At 46.7% G+C, this 17869-nt stretch carries 17 protein-coding genes; 5 read left to right on the forward strand and 12 right to left on the reverse strand.

Annotated elements, in window-relative coordinates:
* Window positions 1–9 precede the first annotated feature (9 nt).
* Entirely contained in the window at window positions 10–1302 is a 1293-nt protein-coding gene (locus ABD846_RS14160) for a T9SS type A sorting domain-containing protein (protein WP_344828432.1), read from the reverse strand.
* A gap of 200 nt (window positions 1303–1502) precedes the next feature.
* Here ABD846_RS14160 and ABD846_RS14165 point away from each other — a divergent pair, with 200 nt between their 5' ends.
* A complete protein-coding gene (locus ABD846_RS14165; protein WP_344828435.1) occupies window positions 1503–2585 on the forward strand; it encodes a hypothetical protein in 1083 nt (360 codons plus the stop codon).
* 70 nt (window positions 2586–2655) lie between these two features.
* Window positions 2656–4029, forward strand: coding sequence for a thioredoxin domain-containing protein (locus tag ABD846_RS14170; protein WP_344828438.1), 1374 nt, complete (start codon window positions 2656–2658; stop codon window positions 4027–4029).
* A 5-nt stretch (window positions 4030–4034) separates the two neighbouring features.
* On the opposite strand, the gene ABD846_RS14175 is transcribed toward ABD846_RS14170, so the two are convergent.
* A complete protein-coding gene (locus ABD846_RS14175; protein WP_344828441.1) occupies window positions 4035–4277 on the reverse strand; it encodes a hypothetical protein in 243 nt (80 codons plus the stop codon).
* A 383-nt stretch (window positions 4278–4660) separates the two neighbouring features.
* Between ABD846_RS14175 and ABD846_RS14180 the strand changes: the two genes are divergently transcribed.
* Window positions 4661–4894, forward strand: coding sequence for a hypothetical protein (locus tag ABD846_RS14180; protein ID WP_344828444.1), 234 nt, complete (start codon window positions 4661–4663; stop codon window positions 4892–4894).
* Between the two features lie 453 nt (window positions 4895–5347).
* Window positions 5348–7816, forward strand: coding sequence for a S8 family serine peptidase (locus ABD846_RS14185; protein ID WP_344828447.1), 2469 nt, complete (start codon window positions 5348–5350; stop codon window positions 7814–7816).
* Between the two features lie 19 nt (window positions 7817–7835).
* On the opposite strand, the gene ABD846_RS14190 is transcribed toward ABD846_RS14185, so the two are convergent.
* Window positions 7836–8858: an AAA family ATPase gene (locus ABD846_RS14190; protein ID WP_344828450.1), complete on the reverse strand. Its 1023-nt coding sequence runs from the start codon at window positions 8856–8858 to the stop codon at window positions 7836–7838.
* A gap of 839 nt (window positions 8859–9697) precedes the next feature.
* The gene (locus ABD846_RS14195) at window positions 9698–10180 is read right to left on the reverse strand and encodes a hypothetical protein (RefSeq protein WP_344828453.1); all 483 of its coding nucleotides are present in this window, start codon (window positions 10178–10180) and stop codon (window positions 9698–9700) included.
* A 306-nt stretch (window positions 10181–10486) separates the two neighbouring features.
* Here ABD846_RS14195 and ABD846_RS14200 point away from each other — a divergent pair, with 306 nt between their 5' ends.
* Window positions 10487–11047, forward strand: a complete 561-nt coding sequence (locus ABD846_RS14200) for a hypothetical protein (protein WP_344828456.1) — start codon at window positions 10487–10489, stop codon at window positions 11045–11047.
* Window positions 11048–11079: 32 nt separating this feature from the next.
* On the opposite strand, the gene ABD846_RS14205 is transcribed toward ABD846_RS14200, so the two are convergent.
* The 8 genes from ABD846_RS14205 to ABD846_RS14240 all read right to left on the reverse strand — a co-directional run bounded on the left by ABD846_RS14205 (window position 11080) and on the right by ABD846_RS14240 (window position 17802).
* Window positions 11080–11598, reverse strand: coding sequence for a hypothetical protein (locus ABD846_RS14205; protein WP_344828458.1), 519 nt, complete (start codon window positions 11596–11598; stop codon window positions 11080–11082).
* Between the two features lie 150 nt (window positions 11599–11748).
* A complete protein-coding gene (locus tag ABD846_RS14210) occupies window positions 11749–12255 on the reverse strand; it encodes a pyridoxamine 5'-phosphate oxidase family protein (protein ID WP_344828461.1) in 507 nt (168 codons plus the stop codon).
* A gap of 114 nt (window positions 12256–12369) precedes the next feature.
* On the reverse strand, window positions 12370–13446 hold the full coding sequence (locus ABD846_RS14215; protein WP_344828464.1) for a serine hydrolase domain-containing protein: 1077 nt from the start codon (window positions 13444–13446) through the stop codon (window positions 12370–12372).
* Window positions 13447–13589: 143 nt separating this feature from the next.
* Window positions 13590–14051 (reverse strand): hypothetical protein, encoded by a 462-nt coding sequence (locus ABD846_RS14220; protein WP_344828467.1) that lies wholly within the window; start codon window positions 14049–14051, stop codon window positions 13590–13592.
* 118 nt (window positions 14052–14169) lie between these two features.
* On the reverse strand, window positions 14170–14958 hold the full coding sequence (locus ABD846_RS14225; RefSeq protein WP_344828470.1) for a TerC family protein: 789 nt from the start codon (window positions 14956–14958) through the stop codon (window positions 14170–14172).
* A 30-nt stretch (window positions 14959–14988) separates the two neighbouring features.
* On the reverse strand, window positions 14989–16365 hold the full coding sequence (ffh, locus tag ABD846_RS14230; RefSeq protein WP_344828473.1) for a signal recognition particle protein: 1377 nt from the start codon (window positions 16363–16365) through the stop codon (window positions 14989–14991).
* 88 nt (window positions 16366–16453) lie between these two features.
* A complete protein-coding gene (locus ABD846_RS14235) occupies window positions 16454–17035 on the reverse strand; it encodes a MarC family protein (RefSeq protein WP_344828475.1) in 582 nt (193 codons plus the stop codon).
* 38 nt (window positions 17036–17073) lie between these two features.
* A complete protein-coding gene (locus tag ABD846_RS14240) occupies window positions 17074–17802 on the reverse strand; it encodes a hypothetical protein (protein ID WP_344828478.1) in 729 nt (242 codons plus the stop codon).
* Window positions 17803–17869: the final 67 nt, after the last annotated feature.

Consider the following 17869-nt stretch of genomic DNA (forward strand, 5'->3'; position numbering starts at 1 on the left):
TATTTATAGCTATCTCCGCTGCACCAGCTGGCGGTGTTTTACAGTGCCGTCTTTATCCGTCACCAGTAATACATAAGTTCCGGCCGGTAACGCGTGGGTATCCAGAGTCTTACTGTTCTGCATGCGCACATCTTCCACGCGCTTGCCCTGAATGGTGTACACAGATGCAATGTCTCCGCTGCTCAGACCGTCCACCTGCAGCTCATTCTCAAACGGATTGGGTTGTACGCGGATCGCATAAGCCCCGTTTACCGATTGCTGGCGGATGCCCGTCGGCGTTTCTTCATCGGGGAATAAGCCATCGTCATCCGTAGCTGTTCCGAAGTCGTCTTTGCGGAACATATATGCGATACGGAGTACCGTGCTGTCGTAAGCAGGCAGCGAATCGATCTTAAACAGCAGGCCTATCGCAATGTCTGCAAAAGGAACAGAGGAAAGCGAATCGAAATAGTGATCGCCTGGTGTACGGGAGTACAATACATCCAGATCCGTTCTTTCCGGCCAGAAGGTGCTCATAAAAGCCATTGCGCGCGGATCTTTTGTACCCAGCGCCATATAGTCGATGCTGTCCGGGAAGCCCCTTCCAACAGCGCTTACGAGCGCAACATCGGTAAGGTTCGGGTTTTGTTTTTCAATTTTATTATCCGTCGGAAATCCTCCGCCTGGCCATGGCTGATCATTATCCGGGTCCAGCGCCCTCAGGTAGTAGATATCACGGCGCGTACGGTGGGCGAGGTTTTTGATCTTCACGCGCATTACAAAGTACGTGTTCGCGGTATCCAGTATCGTGCGCTGTGTGATCTGCAGGCTGTCGTAGAAGCCTTCCCATTCCGTGCCTACTTTGCTGCCCGCCGTGCGGTATAAAGTATTGGAACCGGTAAGGCCCGGATCGAATAAACTGTCCACATCGACATACACACTCACTTTTTTTTCTGTCATGATCCCCCATCCTTCATAAGGAGAGCCCGGGGTGAAATAATCGCCCATATAGTTCGGATGCCCGGGGTAAGCAACGGTCCAGCCGTCTTTTGCGGGGTCGCACACAAAGCCGAGTATCGGAGCCATCGAATCCGGTTTACAGGCAGCGCCATTGTATTTCAGGTTGGATACATCCGGGTGATAACCTGCAGGCGGGGGCGTACTGGAACCATACGAACCATTATAGCTTACACCTACTTCCAGGTAGTTGCCCCGGATGAACGCATTACAATCCTTCAGCTGTGCACTTGCCTGAAGTCCGCTCACAGATGCCAGCAAGCACAATGCTGCGGTGATGGGAAAACGGGTAAATTTTTTGTTCATAGAATTGGATTTTAGGGTATTAAATTATGAAAGCAAACGCATTGCTTTGCCGTAACAAGATAAAGAAATAATTTATATTAATAAAAATCTACCAGAAAATTTTTCTGCTGGTCGCGATAAAACGGATAGGATGAGGAGCATTGTTTGTTATCACCATTTGTTATATATAATATTGCCGCACAAGATCATAACGCATCAACATGAACAATTTTTCCCAACGCTCAGATATTATCAACATGGGCTTCATGTTACTGTCCTGCTGCATCGCAATCCTGCTGCCGTTCGAACTCTTCCTGTTTTCGTATGCCATCCTCGGGCCGCTGCATTATCTCACGGAGATCAGCTGGCTGCACGATAAGAAATATTACAGCGTGGGCCGATACGATGGCTGGCTGCTTGTAGGGTTGGGAATACTCGTGACACTCGCCAACCTTTTTGCAGACATCTTCGGCGCTTTCTCTGAGCATGCTGCTTATTATTTTATCGGGGTTGCATTCCTGTGCGGATTGCTGTTTGCGTTTGTGAAGCATCTGTTTGTGCGGCTCGCGGGACTGATGCTTATTCTAATCATTGTATACGCCGGTATACCGGAGGAAGGGAAAAATGCCGAAAGTACGTCCTGGTTGCTGTATCTGCTTTTTGTACCCACGCTCATCCATGTGTACGTGTTCACGGCACTGTTTATGCTGTACGGAGCGCTGAAGAGCAGGAGCCGGCTGGGTATCTTATCTGTGCTGCTGCTAATCGCATGTCCTTTCCTGCTCTGGAATATATTGCCGGATTTTTCTCCCGTGCCGGTCACTGCCTATGGCAAACGCGTGTATAAAGGCGCGGATATCAGCTTCGCTCAGCTCAACCAGGCCATATTGTACCTGGGTTTCGATATGGGTAAAAAGCCGCAGGGCCATACCAGTGCCGACGCTTTCTGGGACCACGCTGTTTATTATTCGCGCGAAGGCATCCTGGTCATGCGCTTTATTGCCTTTGCGTACACCTATCACTACCTCAACTGGTTTGCGAAGACAAAGATCATCCGCTGGCATGAGGTGCCCAAAGCGCGGTTTGCTGCGGTGATCGCAATATGGATCTTCAGTATTGCGGTTTACCTTTACGATTATGCTGCCGGTATACGCTGGCTGTTTTTCCTCAGCATTGCGCATGTGATCATGGAATTCCCGCTCAACTTTATTTCGCTGGCAGGCATACTGCGTTTCTTTGCCGGGAAATCGCCGGCAGCGGCACCTGTAGCGGAAAAGCAGACTCCTCCGCTGCGCAAGCCGTAAAACAGCAATTTAACACAGTAAAAAGAATACACTTTGCTTAATTTGTAGGCTTATTTCAATAAACGCTATTATGAAAAAACAAATGCTGCTCCTCTGCGCTCCGCTGATGCTTGCTGCCGGAGCTTTTGCACAGGGTATCCGGTTTGAAGAAGGAAACTGGCAATCCGTGCTCGACAAAGCGAAGAAGGAACACAAACTGGTGTACCTCGATGTGTACACCACCTGGTGCGGACCCTGTAAGTTCCTGGCCACAAAAATATTTCCGCAGAAAGAAGCCGGAGATAAATTCAACAATCTGTTTGTGAACTACCGCATAGATGCGGAGAAAGGAGAAGGAATCGGAGTTGCGAAACAATACGCGGTTACCGGATATCCCACCAACCTGTTTATCGATCCGGCCACACAGGCGGTGGTCTACCGCACGGTAGGTGCCTCTACCGAAGTGAGCGAATTTGTGGCAGAAGCAGATGTTGCCATTGCTGAGCGCAACGACCCGATGACCTACGATAAATACCAGGCTGCATTCAAAGGCGGCAAAAAGGACAGGGCGTTCCTGCGTGCTTACCTGGAGAAAGACAAGCGCCTGAACAAGAACAACGATGCCGTGCTGAACGCTTATGTGGCGCAGCTCCCGGCGCATCCTGCCGATTCGGAACTGTATTACCTCGCAGATATGATGCAGACAGTGCACAACAATGCCGTGCCCCTGCTCGCGCAGCACAAAGAAGTGTTTGAGAAGAAAGATAAGGACAGCAAATACTACGAAGGATTCATGTCGCGCGCATTGTACAATACGATGGAAGAAGCCGTAAATACCAAAGACGAATCGCTGCTCGCAGTGATCGGAGACGTAAAGCACAAATACATGCCTTTCGAGGATGAACAAACGCTGTATTGGATCCGCTCACAGTATTATGAAAAAGTGGGCGACAGCGTAAAGGGTTTTAAAGCCGCATCTGAAGAAGCCGATTTCCTGGTTTCCCGCCCGGCTGACTATTACAGCAAAAAAGACCAGGAAGCGATCGCCGAAATGCGTACTTCCCTCCGCGCACAGCTTACGATGATGAAGGTACCGGCGGAAAAGGTGGACAGCCTGATCGACGTGAACATGGCCGACCCGTCCAGACTGCACTCCGCCTCGGCAAGCGCTGCCAATACGCTGAATACGCTGGCCTGGAATGTGTACGAGCAACATCGCAATAATAAGGCGATGGTAGGGCAGGCCCTTAAATGGTCGGAATATTGTGTGCAGCTGGCGCAGCCTCTCGAAAACGAATGGCCTGCTTATGCCGATACGCATGCACACCTGCTGTATGCTGCCGGACGTAAAGATGAGGCGATCCGCCTCGAGCAGAATGCACTGGACAAACTGCGTGCCATGCAGGGCGAAGGCCTGGCAGATTATGAGCAATCGCTGCAGCAGATGCAGGACGGAACCCTGTAATACACTTAGCGCCGATCGTCGTCGTTATCGGCACCCATGGGCAGGTTTTGTCCCTGGATGTCGCCCTGGGTAGCGGTGTTTTCCTGTTCGTCGCGCGAACTGTTTCCGCCGGCATTGGTATGCGCCCTGTTATCGGCAACAGGTACACGCTTACTTCCGGGCTGCATATTTTTCATTTTTCTTTTCCGGGAAAGGGTGACGATGCACAGTATCATGACGATCATCACTACGGCGTACATAAATATCATAGAAGCAGATTTTGGTAAATATCCGCTGCCTTCTGTGACCACTTATTACATATTGCCGCATCAGCATTTGTCTGATTAGCACCTGAAGCGCCTCCCACCGGGAGGCGTTTTTGTTGGTGGAAAACAGTCCCGAATTTTGCATCTTTGCGAAAACTTGCAAATATTGCAATAAATGTTGGAGCGTGTTGTGATAGGCTATATGTTTGCTTCTGAACAACATTTTCCGCCTGAGAAATAAATCAGGTAAAGCGTAATTATTAATAACGGATACAAGGGTAGCCCCCTGTATATGCTGGTGCGGTAAGGAAACTGCCGCCGAGTTGCCGCTTGCGGGAATGTTGTTCACAGCTACGTACAGGGGGCTACCTGTGCACTCTTTTTTTATGAACAACAAAAAAGACACACAGCCCGCAACCGCTCAAAAGCGGTTGGAACAATTACTGGAGCAATTGCACCAGGTACGCTGCGGCCTGCGCAGCTATTATGAAGGAGAACCGGAGCAGGAGCTCGTGTTCCCGGATTACTTTGAAGTGGAGCATTGCCTCAGTACGGCCGCAAGCGCCCTGGCCAATCTCATCGGCATCAGTGCTTTGTGCCGGGTATGCAGCAGTACTTAAATGCACCACTCCCCAACCAATAAATTGTCTGGATGACAGAACGGCCTTCTCTGCGGGGAAGGCCGTTTGTATTTATCTTAAAGCCGGATTTTTTCATCTGCCCGATATCCGGCGAAATGTTTTTAGCGAATATCTAAGGCCACAACGGACGCATTAAATACATTTCTTAAAGTCAGTTGCGCTTTTCTTGAGAAAGTCTGCATTTAGCGATCCTTTAATAATTTAATCTCACCTAAGTGCAAAATCAAACGATATCTATACTGAATTTAATAAAAAAGTAATATCGAAAATCTATTGTTAATTTTTCAATTTCTGATTTACGCAATATATGTTAATCAAATTTAAATAGATTAAATAATTTACATAATAAACTTGTGATCTATAATATAAAATTCTGGTATAAAATTTGTTGTATCTGCTATGATACATTTTAATTAAAAACACCTTGTATTCATGAAAAAAAATAGACACGTTCTTTTATTAAATCCAAAATCTGATAAACCAAAATTTAATCGCCAAAGAAATGTATCAGGGAAGAAGCCTGATGTAGTTTCGGTCGATGACGACGAACAAACTGTATTGCAATCAAAGGTCATTAAGGAAACGAGAAAGGATCGATTGCGATTAAATAACGCGGAATTGTATAGAAATAGAAAGATTAGAAACGAAAATAGAACTATCAAGCTACCACAAAATATAGACCTTATTAAAATTCATTTCTTTTGTAATTTTAATTCCGATCTTAAAAAAAAGTTTTTTGGTCTTTATGGGTTAAGTCCGGTTGAATATAGTGATTTTAATAAAACAGTTTTATTTGAGGTATCGGATCAAAATTTATTTAAACGATATGTAGAACACGTACAGGCGGTTGTTGAAAGCGAAGAAGGAACTACTTATGAAGGAAAACCATACAACCTAATTGCTCTGGTTTTAAAATTCAAATTTGTGGGCGCACGAAGAAGAATGTTCCCAACTGAGGAGGAAGGTATTCTTTTAACATTAATTTCTTCTGCTAATGTGGCATATAAATCTCAAAAAGAATCTCTTTTTGCATTCCTTGAGCAGTCAGAAACGAAAGTTTTTTATAATGACGAATATCCCGATTTAATAGAGGTAGATAAACTTTCATCTAATCAAAAGAAAACAATTGCAGAAAACTTCGATATTGTAAGAGCGATTACAAGCGCAAGAACTATAAAGATAAGGCCTGGAACTTATGGAACCGTACGTAGAGAATATGGTTTTAATGTAGTAATTCCTGATGGTTTAACTACTGTTGGTGTTATTGATACCGGTTTAACTATTATTGATCCCTTGAAAGATTTGGTAGAAAAATTCTCTTATGACCATACTTCAACTGCTCCATTTTGGGATGAAGAGGGCCACGGTACAGCTATAGCTGGTTTGATTGTGTTTGGAGATGATTTTCATAAGGAAGTCAAAGCCTCCTATGTCGCAAAAGCCAGAATTGCAGTTATTAAGGCTATTCATAATTCAACAGATCCTATTAATATTCCCAATCTTTTGAGTGACATTAGGGACGCACGTAATAAATATGGCATTAAACTCTTCAATATGTCATTAAATATACCGGGTGCTAAAAACTACAACGCCAATTTTAGTCAATTTGCGTATGAGCTGGATAAATTGTCCTACGAAGAAGACGTATTGATATTCCTTTCTGTTGGAAATGTTCAAGAAGATTATTTAAGCGATATGATTTTAGTTGACAGACATCCGGATCACGAATATCCCATTTTCTTTTATAAACCAGAAAAAGAAAGTCCATATCATGATTGTCGAAATACAAATATATCTGAACCATCCGAATCGTTAAATAATGTATCTATTGGCGCTTTAGCAGGCAATTTGGAGGATGGCGATAACACTGACATTACTCCAAATGATTTGTCTCCAGCATATTATAGCAGAAAATTTCATCTTGATTTTTCAAGAAGTGTCAATTCAACTCTTCTGAAAAAAAATAACAAGAATAAATTCATAAATAAACCGGATATGGTTTTTGAAGGTGGGGATTTATTTGATGAGCAAGCCGGAATGGAAATTCTCAAGAGTCCATTAGCAGATGGGAAGAAATATTATGGAAGGACTTGTGGAACAAGCTTAGCAACTCCACTTGTTACTTCCTATGCGGCAGAGATTCTTCACAGTTATCCTTCTTTAAGAACTCAAACAGTTAAAGCAATATTAATTAACTCATCGAAAGCATTAAGAAGAGCAGATTTGCCCGAATTTAAGACAAGTAATGATGCATTGCTAAAAAGCTTGTCAGGCTTTGGAAGGCCTCAAAAAGACGATCTTCTTGCTACTGATAATAATTGTATAACGTTTGTTATTGAACAAGAAATTAAAAATGGTCAAATTATTGGTATTCCCATTCACTTACCAGAGTATTTGCAAACAGGTGATAATAAACTAAGGTTTGATATTACACTGTGTTATAGTTTCATGCCTGTCAAGGATAACCATTTAAACTATCTTCCAATCCATATCTCAGTAAATATCCTGAAGAATGTCGATATGGAAACAATTTCTGAAAAGACGCAAAAGGATTATGGTATTAAGCCTTCTTTCACTTGGAGCGAAGATCATTTTGGTCTGGAGAATTGTCTATTTTCAAATGCTCAATCAATTTCCCGGAATCTACAAGCTGCTGATATCGTGAATGAAAACGGCTCAGTCATTCTGGGGGTAAGGTGCTTGGTTAAAAAAGAAATTCCCGACTTAGATGCATATACTCAAGAAGCGTCGCATCCGTTTTCTGTAGTAATTAAAATTACGGAACTGCCGGAAAGCAAAGCTAATAATAAGCTTTACGATGAAATGATCGCCTGCAATGAAATTGAAGTTATAGGTGAAGGTGATGCTGAAGGTATGGGAGTAATAATTATTGAAGGTTAAAAATAAAAAGGCATTATTGTTACAATAATGCCTTTTTTTCATTTTCAATGAATTCTTTCCATAATTTTATATCTATATTAGTGGGAACAATAGATTTATTGTCAATGCTGTCAAATAAGCTACGTTTAATTGCTGAGATCAATGTTTTTTTAATGCTATAATAGCTAAGCCCCTTAGCGCTTTTTGCAACAGTTTTTATTGACGTATTATTGGAAAATTTAAATACCCCATTTTTTAAAGTCAATTCTATGAGATTAAGAATTTGACTTTCATTAGGCAACTCAAATTTAACGTTTAAATCGAATCTCCTTAATAAGGCAGTGTCAAGCATTTCTTTTTGATTAGTTGCAGCAATAACAATGGTTGTTTGTGGCAAATAGTCAAAAAGTTGTAGTATAGTATTAACCACACGTTTCATCTCTCCGTGATCTTGACTATAATCACGAACCTTCCCTAAAGAATCAAATTCATCAATAAAAATTATACAATCTTCAGCCGCTGCTTTTCTAAAAATCTTAGCGAGATTCTTGCTTGTTTCTCCAAGTTTTGAAGAAACGATTGCTCCAAGATTTACAACATTCATCATTTTATTAAGCTCTCCTGCAATAACATATGAAGCGAGAGTTTTACCACAACCTGATGGACCATGTAAAAGAATCTTATTGGCGATAGGAAGATCAAACTTTCTCAAAATTTCGATTGCTCTATGCTCCTTTATGAAAAGCTTGAGATCTTCTGCTACACTATTATCTAAAACTAAATTTTCAAATGAATAGTCGGATGTGACCTTTTCTAAAATTAAGTCGTTAATTTCTCTTTCGTCTAATTTAGAAAAATGATTATCTGAACCAATTTTGGAAAGTGTACTTGTTTTGTGAGTGCGAACATTTTCCTTTAAAATTGACTGAAGTTGAAGCGCAAAGTTTATTTTCCTATTCTTTTTTGAATGTTCGATTAGCTCGTTTAGAACTAACAACAAACGTTCCTGGTCATTTTCTAAACCAAACCTTGCAATATCTTTAATATAATCGAATTGGCTCACAGATTTTTAAATAATTTCAAAGTTACTCAATTATCTAACCATTTTGTAGGTGTTTAATTTAATTCTATTTACTGATATCTATTTATCTAGAACACCAGACCATAATAATAACCTGTTAAAAGGTTAAACTCATTTATAAGGTTCGCACTCCTACCACTCGGTAGTAGGCCCGCCTAATTAAAGGGGTAGGCGCGCATACCTCCAAGGTAGGCTCGCCTATTATCAGGGGTAGGTCCGCCTAATTAAAATGGTAGGCGCGCGTACCTCCAAGGTAGGCTCGCCTATTATCAAGGGTAGGCCTGCCTTATTAAAAGGGTAGGCGCGCGTACCTTCAGGGGTAGGCCTGCCTATTATCAGGGGTAGGCCTGCCTTATTAAAAGGGTAGGCGCGCGTACCTTCAGGGGTAGGCCTGCCTATTATCAGGGGTAGGCCCGCCTAATTAAAAGGGTAGGCGTGCGTACCTCCAGGGATAGGCCCGCCTGTTATCAGGGGTAGGCCCGCCTTATTAAGAGGGTAGGCTCGCGTACCTCCAAGGGTAGGCTCGCCTTATTAAAAGGGTAGGCGCGCGTACCTCCAGGGGTAGGCCCGCCTACCCAAAAGGTAGGCGGGCTCCTTTTCCTTTTTAAATGTTGTTATCTTTAAGCGTATGCTACCCCGTAAACTGTTTTTGCTCCTGGCGCTTGTATTCACGCTGCAGTCCTGCGCCACCACCCGCAAACCGCATGGCTGCGGTTGCGGTCTGGAAGAACATATGGGCAGGAGATAAGATTTCGCCACCGGGCAAAAAAATACCGGCCATTCAGAAGTAATGGCCGGTGCAATTGTGATCAGGAACAGGTCTATGGTTTTTCCGTACCCGGAGTTTCGTTCTGCGTATTGCGGTAGCGGGAATTCCAGTCGTCTACCTCTGCCATAGAAGAATCCAGGGCAGAATTGCGTTTCCTGTCTATCTGCAATGCTGCATTGTACGCGTCGCAAAGCACCATCACATCGCAACTGTTGGCAAACTGTGTATGCTCTACCATTTCCAGCAATTGCATACATGCCTGGCGCAGGGTTTCCAGCTGCGCGTCTACTTCCAGCATATTCAGCATCTCTGCAGGGTTGTCTGCGCGCGACAGACTTTCGGGGTGCTGTGCCGCAATGCGGGAGATCAGACGCACCAGGCCCTCGCGCCCTTCGGCCATCGAGCGCCTGCCGATCCGCTCGGCAGATGTGATCGGTACATGATAGGGTTTCATTGCCTGGATGATGCCATTTACCTGTGTGGCCAGCAAAGGCGCGTGTCCGGACGGAACCGGATTGATAACTAATTTGTTCATCTGAAAAATATTTGTTCGCACGAACAGCGACAAATATTGTGCCACAAATACCTGACTTTCAGTTGCTTCTTACAGGTGTTACACCGCTGTAAGTACCTCTGCCGCAAGGTGTGAGCCTTTTAAATATGCGCTGAATAATAATGGGTTTGAAAGATTTTTGACAATCAGGGTATCATACATTTTTACACGCGTTTTGTATCCACATGAAGCAAGTAGCGGGTCTCTTTTTGCGATCTACGGTAAGCAGTTCCCCTGAGGAGGTACGTCAGTAAAATATTCTTTGTAGTTTGTGCGGCTATCCGCCCGATGAAAAATATCCCGAAACAACATTGGTATGCCTACTTCATGCTTGCAGCCCGCTGCTGGCTGGGCTATATCCTCATCTGCTACGGCTGGGCCAAGCTTACGGACGGCCAGTTTATCCTGTCCGAAAAAGAACTGAACACGCCTTTAAAGGACCTCAATCTGTTCCGGCTGTCTTTTTACCTCGCAGGACATGAGCCTTTCAAGTCGTTCGTAGGTATATCGCAGCTACTTGCAGGAGCATTACTCATTTACCACAGAACCTGTATCATCGGTGCATTCATGTCTATACCCATCTGGCTGAACATACTGGTCTGGGACATCGCGTTTCTCGGATCGTCCGGATGGGCATTCACGATCCGCATTTCTTATTACCTCGTGCTGACAGGACTGATACTGTATCATCACCGTGACCGCGTATTCCCGATGCTTTTTGCTGCTGTTCCGGGCAAGACTCCGCGATTCACGTATCCTTTCTGGGCTTACATGCTTTTGCCGGTAGCAGGCTTTATCATCGAGTTTGCTCCGGGCATTCCGCGCATGATCGGCATGCTGTTGGGCTGATGATTATAAACCGGGTCGCTATGAAATGTATGTCAATCGTTTTTTCTGGTTAAATGCTCGGTTAATTCCTGAATAGTTGTTCCGGTAAAAAAGGAATCACTGTACCAGGCATCATCTACATTTTTTTGATGATCGATAATTACTCCTTTATCGGTAAGGTGCATCATTAATATGACCGTGTATTCCCCTATTCCTCCGTTTCTGTAAACAATGATGAATACGTCGTTGGACTTGTTGATAAGAAAAAACTGAAGCAAATGCAGCGGCAGGGTTTCATCAAAAATCACATCTGTTTGTTGCCAGTCCTCACCTTTATTGGCCATGTCGCCGAGCAGGCAATCTAATTTACCTTTTATAAACGATGGTATCTGTTTCCTGTCTTGCGAAAGCGTGAAAGAGTCGGTTTTTAGCTTATTGAGGAAGAAGTCCAGATTGTAATTGTAGTGTATTTTATTTTCGTCGAAATGGATATTGCAGTCTTTCCGGAACTGACTGTAGCATTCCGATGGTATAAAGACGAACATCAACAATACAAACCGAATAAACTTCATAGGAAACAAATTGAAGATAAATATAAGGAGTTGGTCTTACAGAAGGACCGGAAACCGAAAGTCCTTGCCGGTACTACCTGGCAAGGACTTTCTGCTCATGAGTAAATCGTTCATCCTTTTTCGGGAACAACGCTTAGCGGGAGTGTGTTCTTAAGGGATCACAATATCGCCTTCGCGGCCTTTGTCCGTTTTGGCGCCGGTTACCGCACTGGCGGCCAGTTTCAGGAACGTTACAAACTTACTGTCTTTCGTGTCCCAATAGTGGGCTTCGTCTACGGTCACTTTCATCACGCGGATGTTCGGGTCTTCCTTGCCTTTTTCAAACCAGGCTTCCACAAAGCGGTTCCAGTATTTGTCGATACGTTCCTGGTCGCGGCTGACACTTGCGGTACCTTTTACGGTAACGAAGTTGTAATCGTTCACCTGTGCGTAAAGCAACTGTACGGCAGGGTCCTGCATCACATTTTTGCAGGTGTCGCTTTCGGCGGAAAGCAGGAACCAGATGGCTCCCTCATCGTCCACCTCCTGGCGGCTCATGGGTACGGTATGCAGACTGCCTTTGTCAATGGCAGAGCAGAACATACAAACGTCAATTTCATTGACCAGGTCTTTCAGCTTGTCGATCGCTTCCTGGTTGTAAACATTTTTCTGGCTCATTGTGTTGAACAATTTATGGTTGCTCCAAAGATAGCGGGCGCATACCGGCAGCTGCTGTAAGGTTATGCTAAAACGGGAGAGGAACAGCGAAAGATCGCTTATCCGCAGGAGAGATCACCGTACCGGCTTTTCTGCAGTCAAACGGTCGGCTCTTTTAAGCTCGGCAAACAGCAGTTCCATCCCAGCCTCTGCTTCTTCCGACTGAACATTTGCAAGCAGAATGAATGCCCGGTTGCGCTCCGGGAATACGTACACTTTGCTGAGGAAGCTGCCCGGGTTGCCGGTATTGTGGGAATAGGGTGCTCCGGTTTCGTCGGTGTCGTGAAACCAGCCCAGCGCAAACTGCGGCCTGCCGAAATGCAGGAACCGGAATGTCTCGCGGCTGAGCGCGGCAGACTTTCCATTGAGTCCGCGCAGCTGCTCCTGTATGAATTTCAGGTAATCGGGCAGACTTACATTTATGTTGCCGGCCGCAAGCAGCCAGTTGAGCTTATAATTGTCTGCCGGTGCCTCCGCCTGCAATTGATCATTGTGCCCCCAGGGCTGGCCGGCGCCCGAAGCGGCAGGCGGACCAAAACCGAAGCTGATGCCATACTGCCGGCCAAGCTCCAGTACCAGGGTTTTGTAATCCTTACCGGACGCACGTTCCATCATGAGGCCCGCGGCTACGTAACCGAGATTGGAGAACTGAATACCATCGTTCATGGGCACCGGTGCCTGACGGAAGAACCATTGTGTAAATGCATAGCGTTGCTGCGCGTCATCTCCTTTAAAATCCTGCTTCCGGGGCCGGCTATAGGTGTAGGTATACGCGAACAACGGAGCACGGAAGCTGAGCAGGTCTTCCAGGGTAAGCTGATGGTATGCTTTATTGCTGCCCGCCTTCAGCTCCGGGCACAGGTCGAAGAAGCGGGTATGCCAGCCGATCTTTCCCTGCTGTACGAGCAGTGCGGCGATGAATGCGGTAACAGCCTTGGTATTGGAACCGATACGGAAACGGTCGTTGACAGTAGCCATATGCTGCGTGCCATATTGCTGCACACCCGATACGTTCAGCTCTATTACTTCATCGGAAGAAACCACAGCATAGGCCAGTTCCGGGATATGGTATCGTGTGCGGATGCTGTCCGCGAAGTGCGCGCTGGGTTGTGCGTTGGTGTACAGATACAGCAGGAGGCCGTACAGTGACAATAGTATTGATCTGAAGAAGCGCAAGGTGCAGGAAGGATAAGGCTTAAAAATAAGCAGATATTGCGGTGTGCACACGGGTGTGTATAAATAAAGCCCCGCACAGCGAATGCTGCGCGGGGCTTTCTATCTGAAGCGGATAACGCTTATGCGTTGTCCTCTTCCAGGTTTTCGTGGTTGTCGCCACCGAGGCTGTAGTAGTTGTTCTCTTCGTCTTCGGCGCCTTCCGCTCCTGATTCGTCCGCTTCATTACCGGGTACGTCGAGGTCGGCACCCTGACGCGCATAGGAGCCGGATGCTTCGTTCAGCGGGTCTCCGTCTTCGTCGGTCTGGTCCAGCCCCGGACGTTCTGCGTCCGGGCGGGTATAATCGCGGTTCTGGAACGCATCGGAAAGGTCTTTGCGCTCGCGGCCGCTCACATTGTCCTGCGTGTCGTCGCTGTTTTTTGCCTTGTGCTCGCTGCCACCTTTGGGTTCCAGCGGAATATGCTCCATTCCATTGGCTGGATTGGTGATATCCTCGGAGGCGGGGTAGTGCGGGTAGCCGGGGAACTGTTCGTTTTTTTCCTGCTGTTGGTCGTCTTGCTGTTTATGCTGTTCCTGTTTCATACGGTTATTTTTTTATGATACCCGAATATACACACTGACTGCCGATACGCGTCCGGCTGATGCAGCGAATAAGGATAACGCTAACAAAAAAGACGCCCTGTTCGGCGTCTTTTAGTAATTATTTCAGGTCTTCACTCACATCTTCCGGATCGGGCTCGTTGAGCTCCACCGGTTTCTTCGCGTTCTTGCGGGCCTTCATATTCACAAGCTCCACAATGAACGAGAATGCCATCGCAAAGTACACGTAGTTCTTCAGGTGCATTTCGTGCGCTTTTTCCGGGTCCCATCCTTCCACCACCAGTACGAGTCCTACCATTACAAGGAAGGAAAGCGCCAGCATCTTCAGGGTAGGGTGCTTATGGATAAAGCGGGCGATCGCATCGCTGAAGAAGAACATGATGATCATTGCGATCACTACCGCCACGATCATGATCTCCAGGTGCTGCGCGATACCGGAAGCCGTCACCACACTGTCGAATGAGAATACCATATCCACCAGTACGATCTGCGTCATTGCTTTGGCAAAGCCACCGGACTTCTTCTGCGCATCGGCTTCTTTTTCTTCTTCGTCTCCTTCCAGCTTATGGTGGATCTCGTTCACTGTTTTTACGAGCAGGAACAATCCTCCGCCGATCATTACAAGACTGGCAAGGTCCAGCCCGTTGCCGAAGATGGTGATCAGCGCTTTGCCTTTCTGGCTCAGCAGCCATCCGAGTCCCATCAGCAGCAGGATACGTGTGGCAATGCCGAATACCATCCAGTAGAGGCGCGCTTTTTTGCGCTGCTGCTGTTCGATGCGGCCCATGATAATGGACACGAAAATGACGTTATCGATCCCGAGAATGATCTCCAGGAGCGCAAGCGTGATCAGGGAGATCAGCGCCTCGCTGGTAAACAATTGGTTCACGTGTGTGTGGTGTTTAGGTGTGCAATGGTGTTACTTCTTTCCGAAAGGCAATCCGCCGCCGCCCATGCGCGGCAGGTTCATTCCGCCCGGCATACCCATTCCCGGCATACCCATGCCTTTCAGCTTGTTCATCTGCCCCATCATCTGGCGCATCTGGTCGAACTGTTTCATAAAGGCATTCACTTCGGCGATATCTTTTCCGGAACCTTTGGCAATACGTTTGCGGCGGTTGGTGTCGATCGCATCGGGATTGCTGCGCTCGAACGGTGTCATGGAATTGATCATCGCTTCGATGCCCTTGAATGCATCGTCGCTTATATCTATATCCTTGATGGCCTTGCCCACGCCGGGGATCATGCCCAGCAGGTCTTTGATGTTACCCATCTTTTTGATCTGCTGCAGCTGCTCTTTAAAATCTTCGAAATCGAATTTGTTGGCGCGGATCTTCTTTTCGATCTTCTTGGCCTGCGCCTCGTCGAACTGTGCCTGGGCTCTTTCCACGAGCGTGGTGATGTCTCCCATTCCGAGGATACGCTGTGCCATACGCTCCGGGTAGAAGGTATCCAGGGTATCCAGCTTCTCGCCCATGCTCACGAATTTGATGGGCTTGTTTACCGTGTACTTAATGGTAAGGGCCGCACCACCGCGGGTATCACCGTCCAGTTTGGTGAGCACCACTCCGGTAAAGTCGAGTCGGTCGTTGAAGGATTTTGCTGTATTCACCGCATCCTGGCCCGTCATCGAATCCACGACGAAGAGCACTTCGTGCGGGTTCACGGCATTCTTTACGTTGGCTACTTCCTGCATCATCTCTTCGTCGATAGCAAGACGGCCTGCGGTATCGATGATGATCACATTGTGTCCTTCTTTCTTCGCGTGCTCCACTGCGTTGCGCGCGATCTCCACTGCATTTTTGTTTTCCACCTCGGCATATACCGGCACTTTCACCTGCTCTCCGAGCACCTGCAGCTGGTTGATCGCCGCCGGACGGTAAATGTCGGCTGCCACCAGCAAAGGCTTTTTACCTTTTTTCGTTTTGAGGAAGTTTGCCAGTTTACCGGAGAAAGTGGTCTTACCGGAACCCTGCAAGCCTGCGATCAGCACGATAGTAGGGCGCTGGCTGATATCGAAATCCGCTTCCGTTCCGCCCATCAGATCGGTCAGTTCGTCTTTCACGATCTTCACCATCAGCTGACCGGGAGAGATGGAAGTCAGTACTTTTTCTCCGAGCGCTTTATCTTTTACCTTGTCGGTAAACTCTTTGGCTATCTTATAGTTTACGTCCGCATCGATGAGTGCGCGGCGGATCTCCTTGATCGTAGTGGCTACGTTAATCTCACTGATTCTTCCTTCACCTTTCAGCTGTTTAAAGGCCGATTCGAGCTTCTCACTTAAACTATCGAACATATTTGCTTATTAATTTTAATGTAATGTATCACCTTCAGGCGCACGCAAAAGTAATTGAAATAATTGCTATAAAAAAGCCATACCGGCCCTACAGCGAGATATTGGCTTTGAAGATCTTCACGGCGATTGCCAGCAGGATCACACCAAAGAATTTACGGACTACGGCGATGCCGGAAGGGCCCAGCAGTTTTTCGATAAAACCGATGGATCTCAGGCAGAAAAACACAATGCACAGGTTGATCAGGATGCCGATCAGGATATTGTACTGGTGGTAAGCCGCTTTCAGCGAAATGATGGTGGTGAGCGTACCGGAACCCGCAATGATCGGGAATGCGATCGGGACGATGCTGCCGCTTTTAAGGTCTTTGTCGGGCTTGAAGAATTCCATGCCCAGGATCATTTCCAGCGCGAGGATAAAGATCACGATGGAGCCCGCTATTGCGAAGGAGCTTACGGTAAGTCCCATGTATTGCAGTGCACGGTCGCCCACGAAGAAGAACAGCAGCATGAGTCCGCCGGACACCATTGTAGCCTGCACGGCGCTGATATGTCCCATTTTGTTTTTCAGCGATACGAGTATCGGCACCGAACCCAGGATGTCGATAACGGCAAACAGGGTGAAGCTGATCGTGATGATTTCCGAGATCAGGATATTGCTGAGTGAATCCATAAGCGTTGCTAAAGCTGCAAAGATACGGTTCCGGGAGCTTACCCGCCGGAGTTGCGGGGGAAAGTCGGTTTTCCGCTGCGGCGGTAGTAGCCGGAAGTGGTACGGATGTAATTATACAGCTCGTAGGTATCCATGCTGCGCAGTTTCTGGTAGCCGGGCCGGTAGCGGCGCATGTAGCGCACGAGGTCTTCGCCTTCAAGTCCGGATATCTGCTTTACCAGTTGCTCGTTGAATGTAAAATCGATGTAGCGTTCCTGCTCACGCAAAGCAAACTCTTCCTGGAATTGCCATTTCTGGCGGTTGCTTTTGCTCATGGCGGAGAACGGACTGGCTACCTTGTCTACACCCGACATGCGCGGGAATTCGAGCGTGGTTTTATACAGTTCGTAGCGCTCGATGCTGTCGCGCTGGTATGCGGTGAGTTCGCGGCCGGCATATTTATCATGATCCAGCAATGCGATCTTATCCAGATATAATTTGAAGTATGGAGGCACATGACCTTCGGAGATGCGGAAGCGTTCCACCACATAACCGGGGTAGCGTATCTCTATCAGTTGCCCTTTAGATGCCTGCAGTATAAATGCCCCGTTACTGTCGGTAAATGCGGCAGAGCTGTCGAACATATTGAACAGCTGTACGCCGGACAGCCCCTTTTTTTCGACCCTGTCCTGCACCACGCCTCTGAGTTGCAGGGACTGGGCTACGGCCGGGCCGTGCACCAGGGTGAGTATCAGGAGACAGAGTGTTGCGGACAGTCTGGATTTCATGTGGCGATAAAGGTAATGTGCGTTCTGTTTTTTAAAGAGCCTAAATTGTTAAAAGAGGCAGACCGTT

Source organism: Rurimicrobium arvi, assembly GCF_039540495.1.
GTDB classification, from domain to species: domain Bacteria; phylum Bacteroidota; class Bacteroidia; order Chitinophagales; family Chitinophagaceae; genus Rurimicrobium; species Rurimicrobium arvi.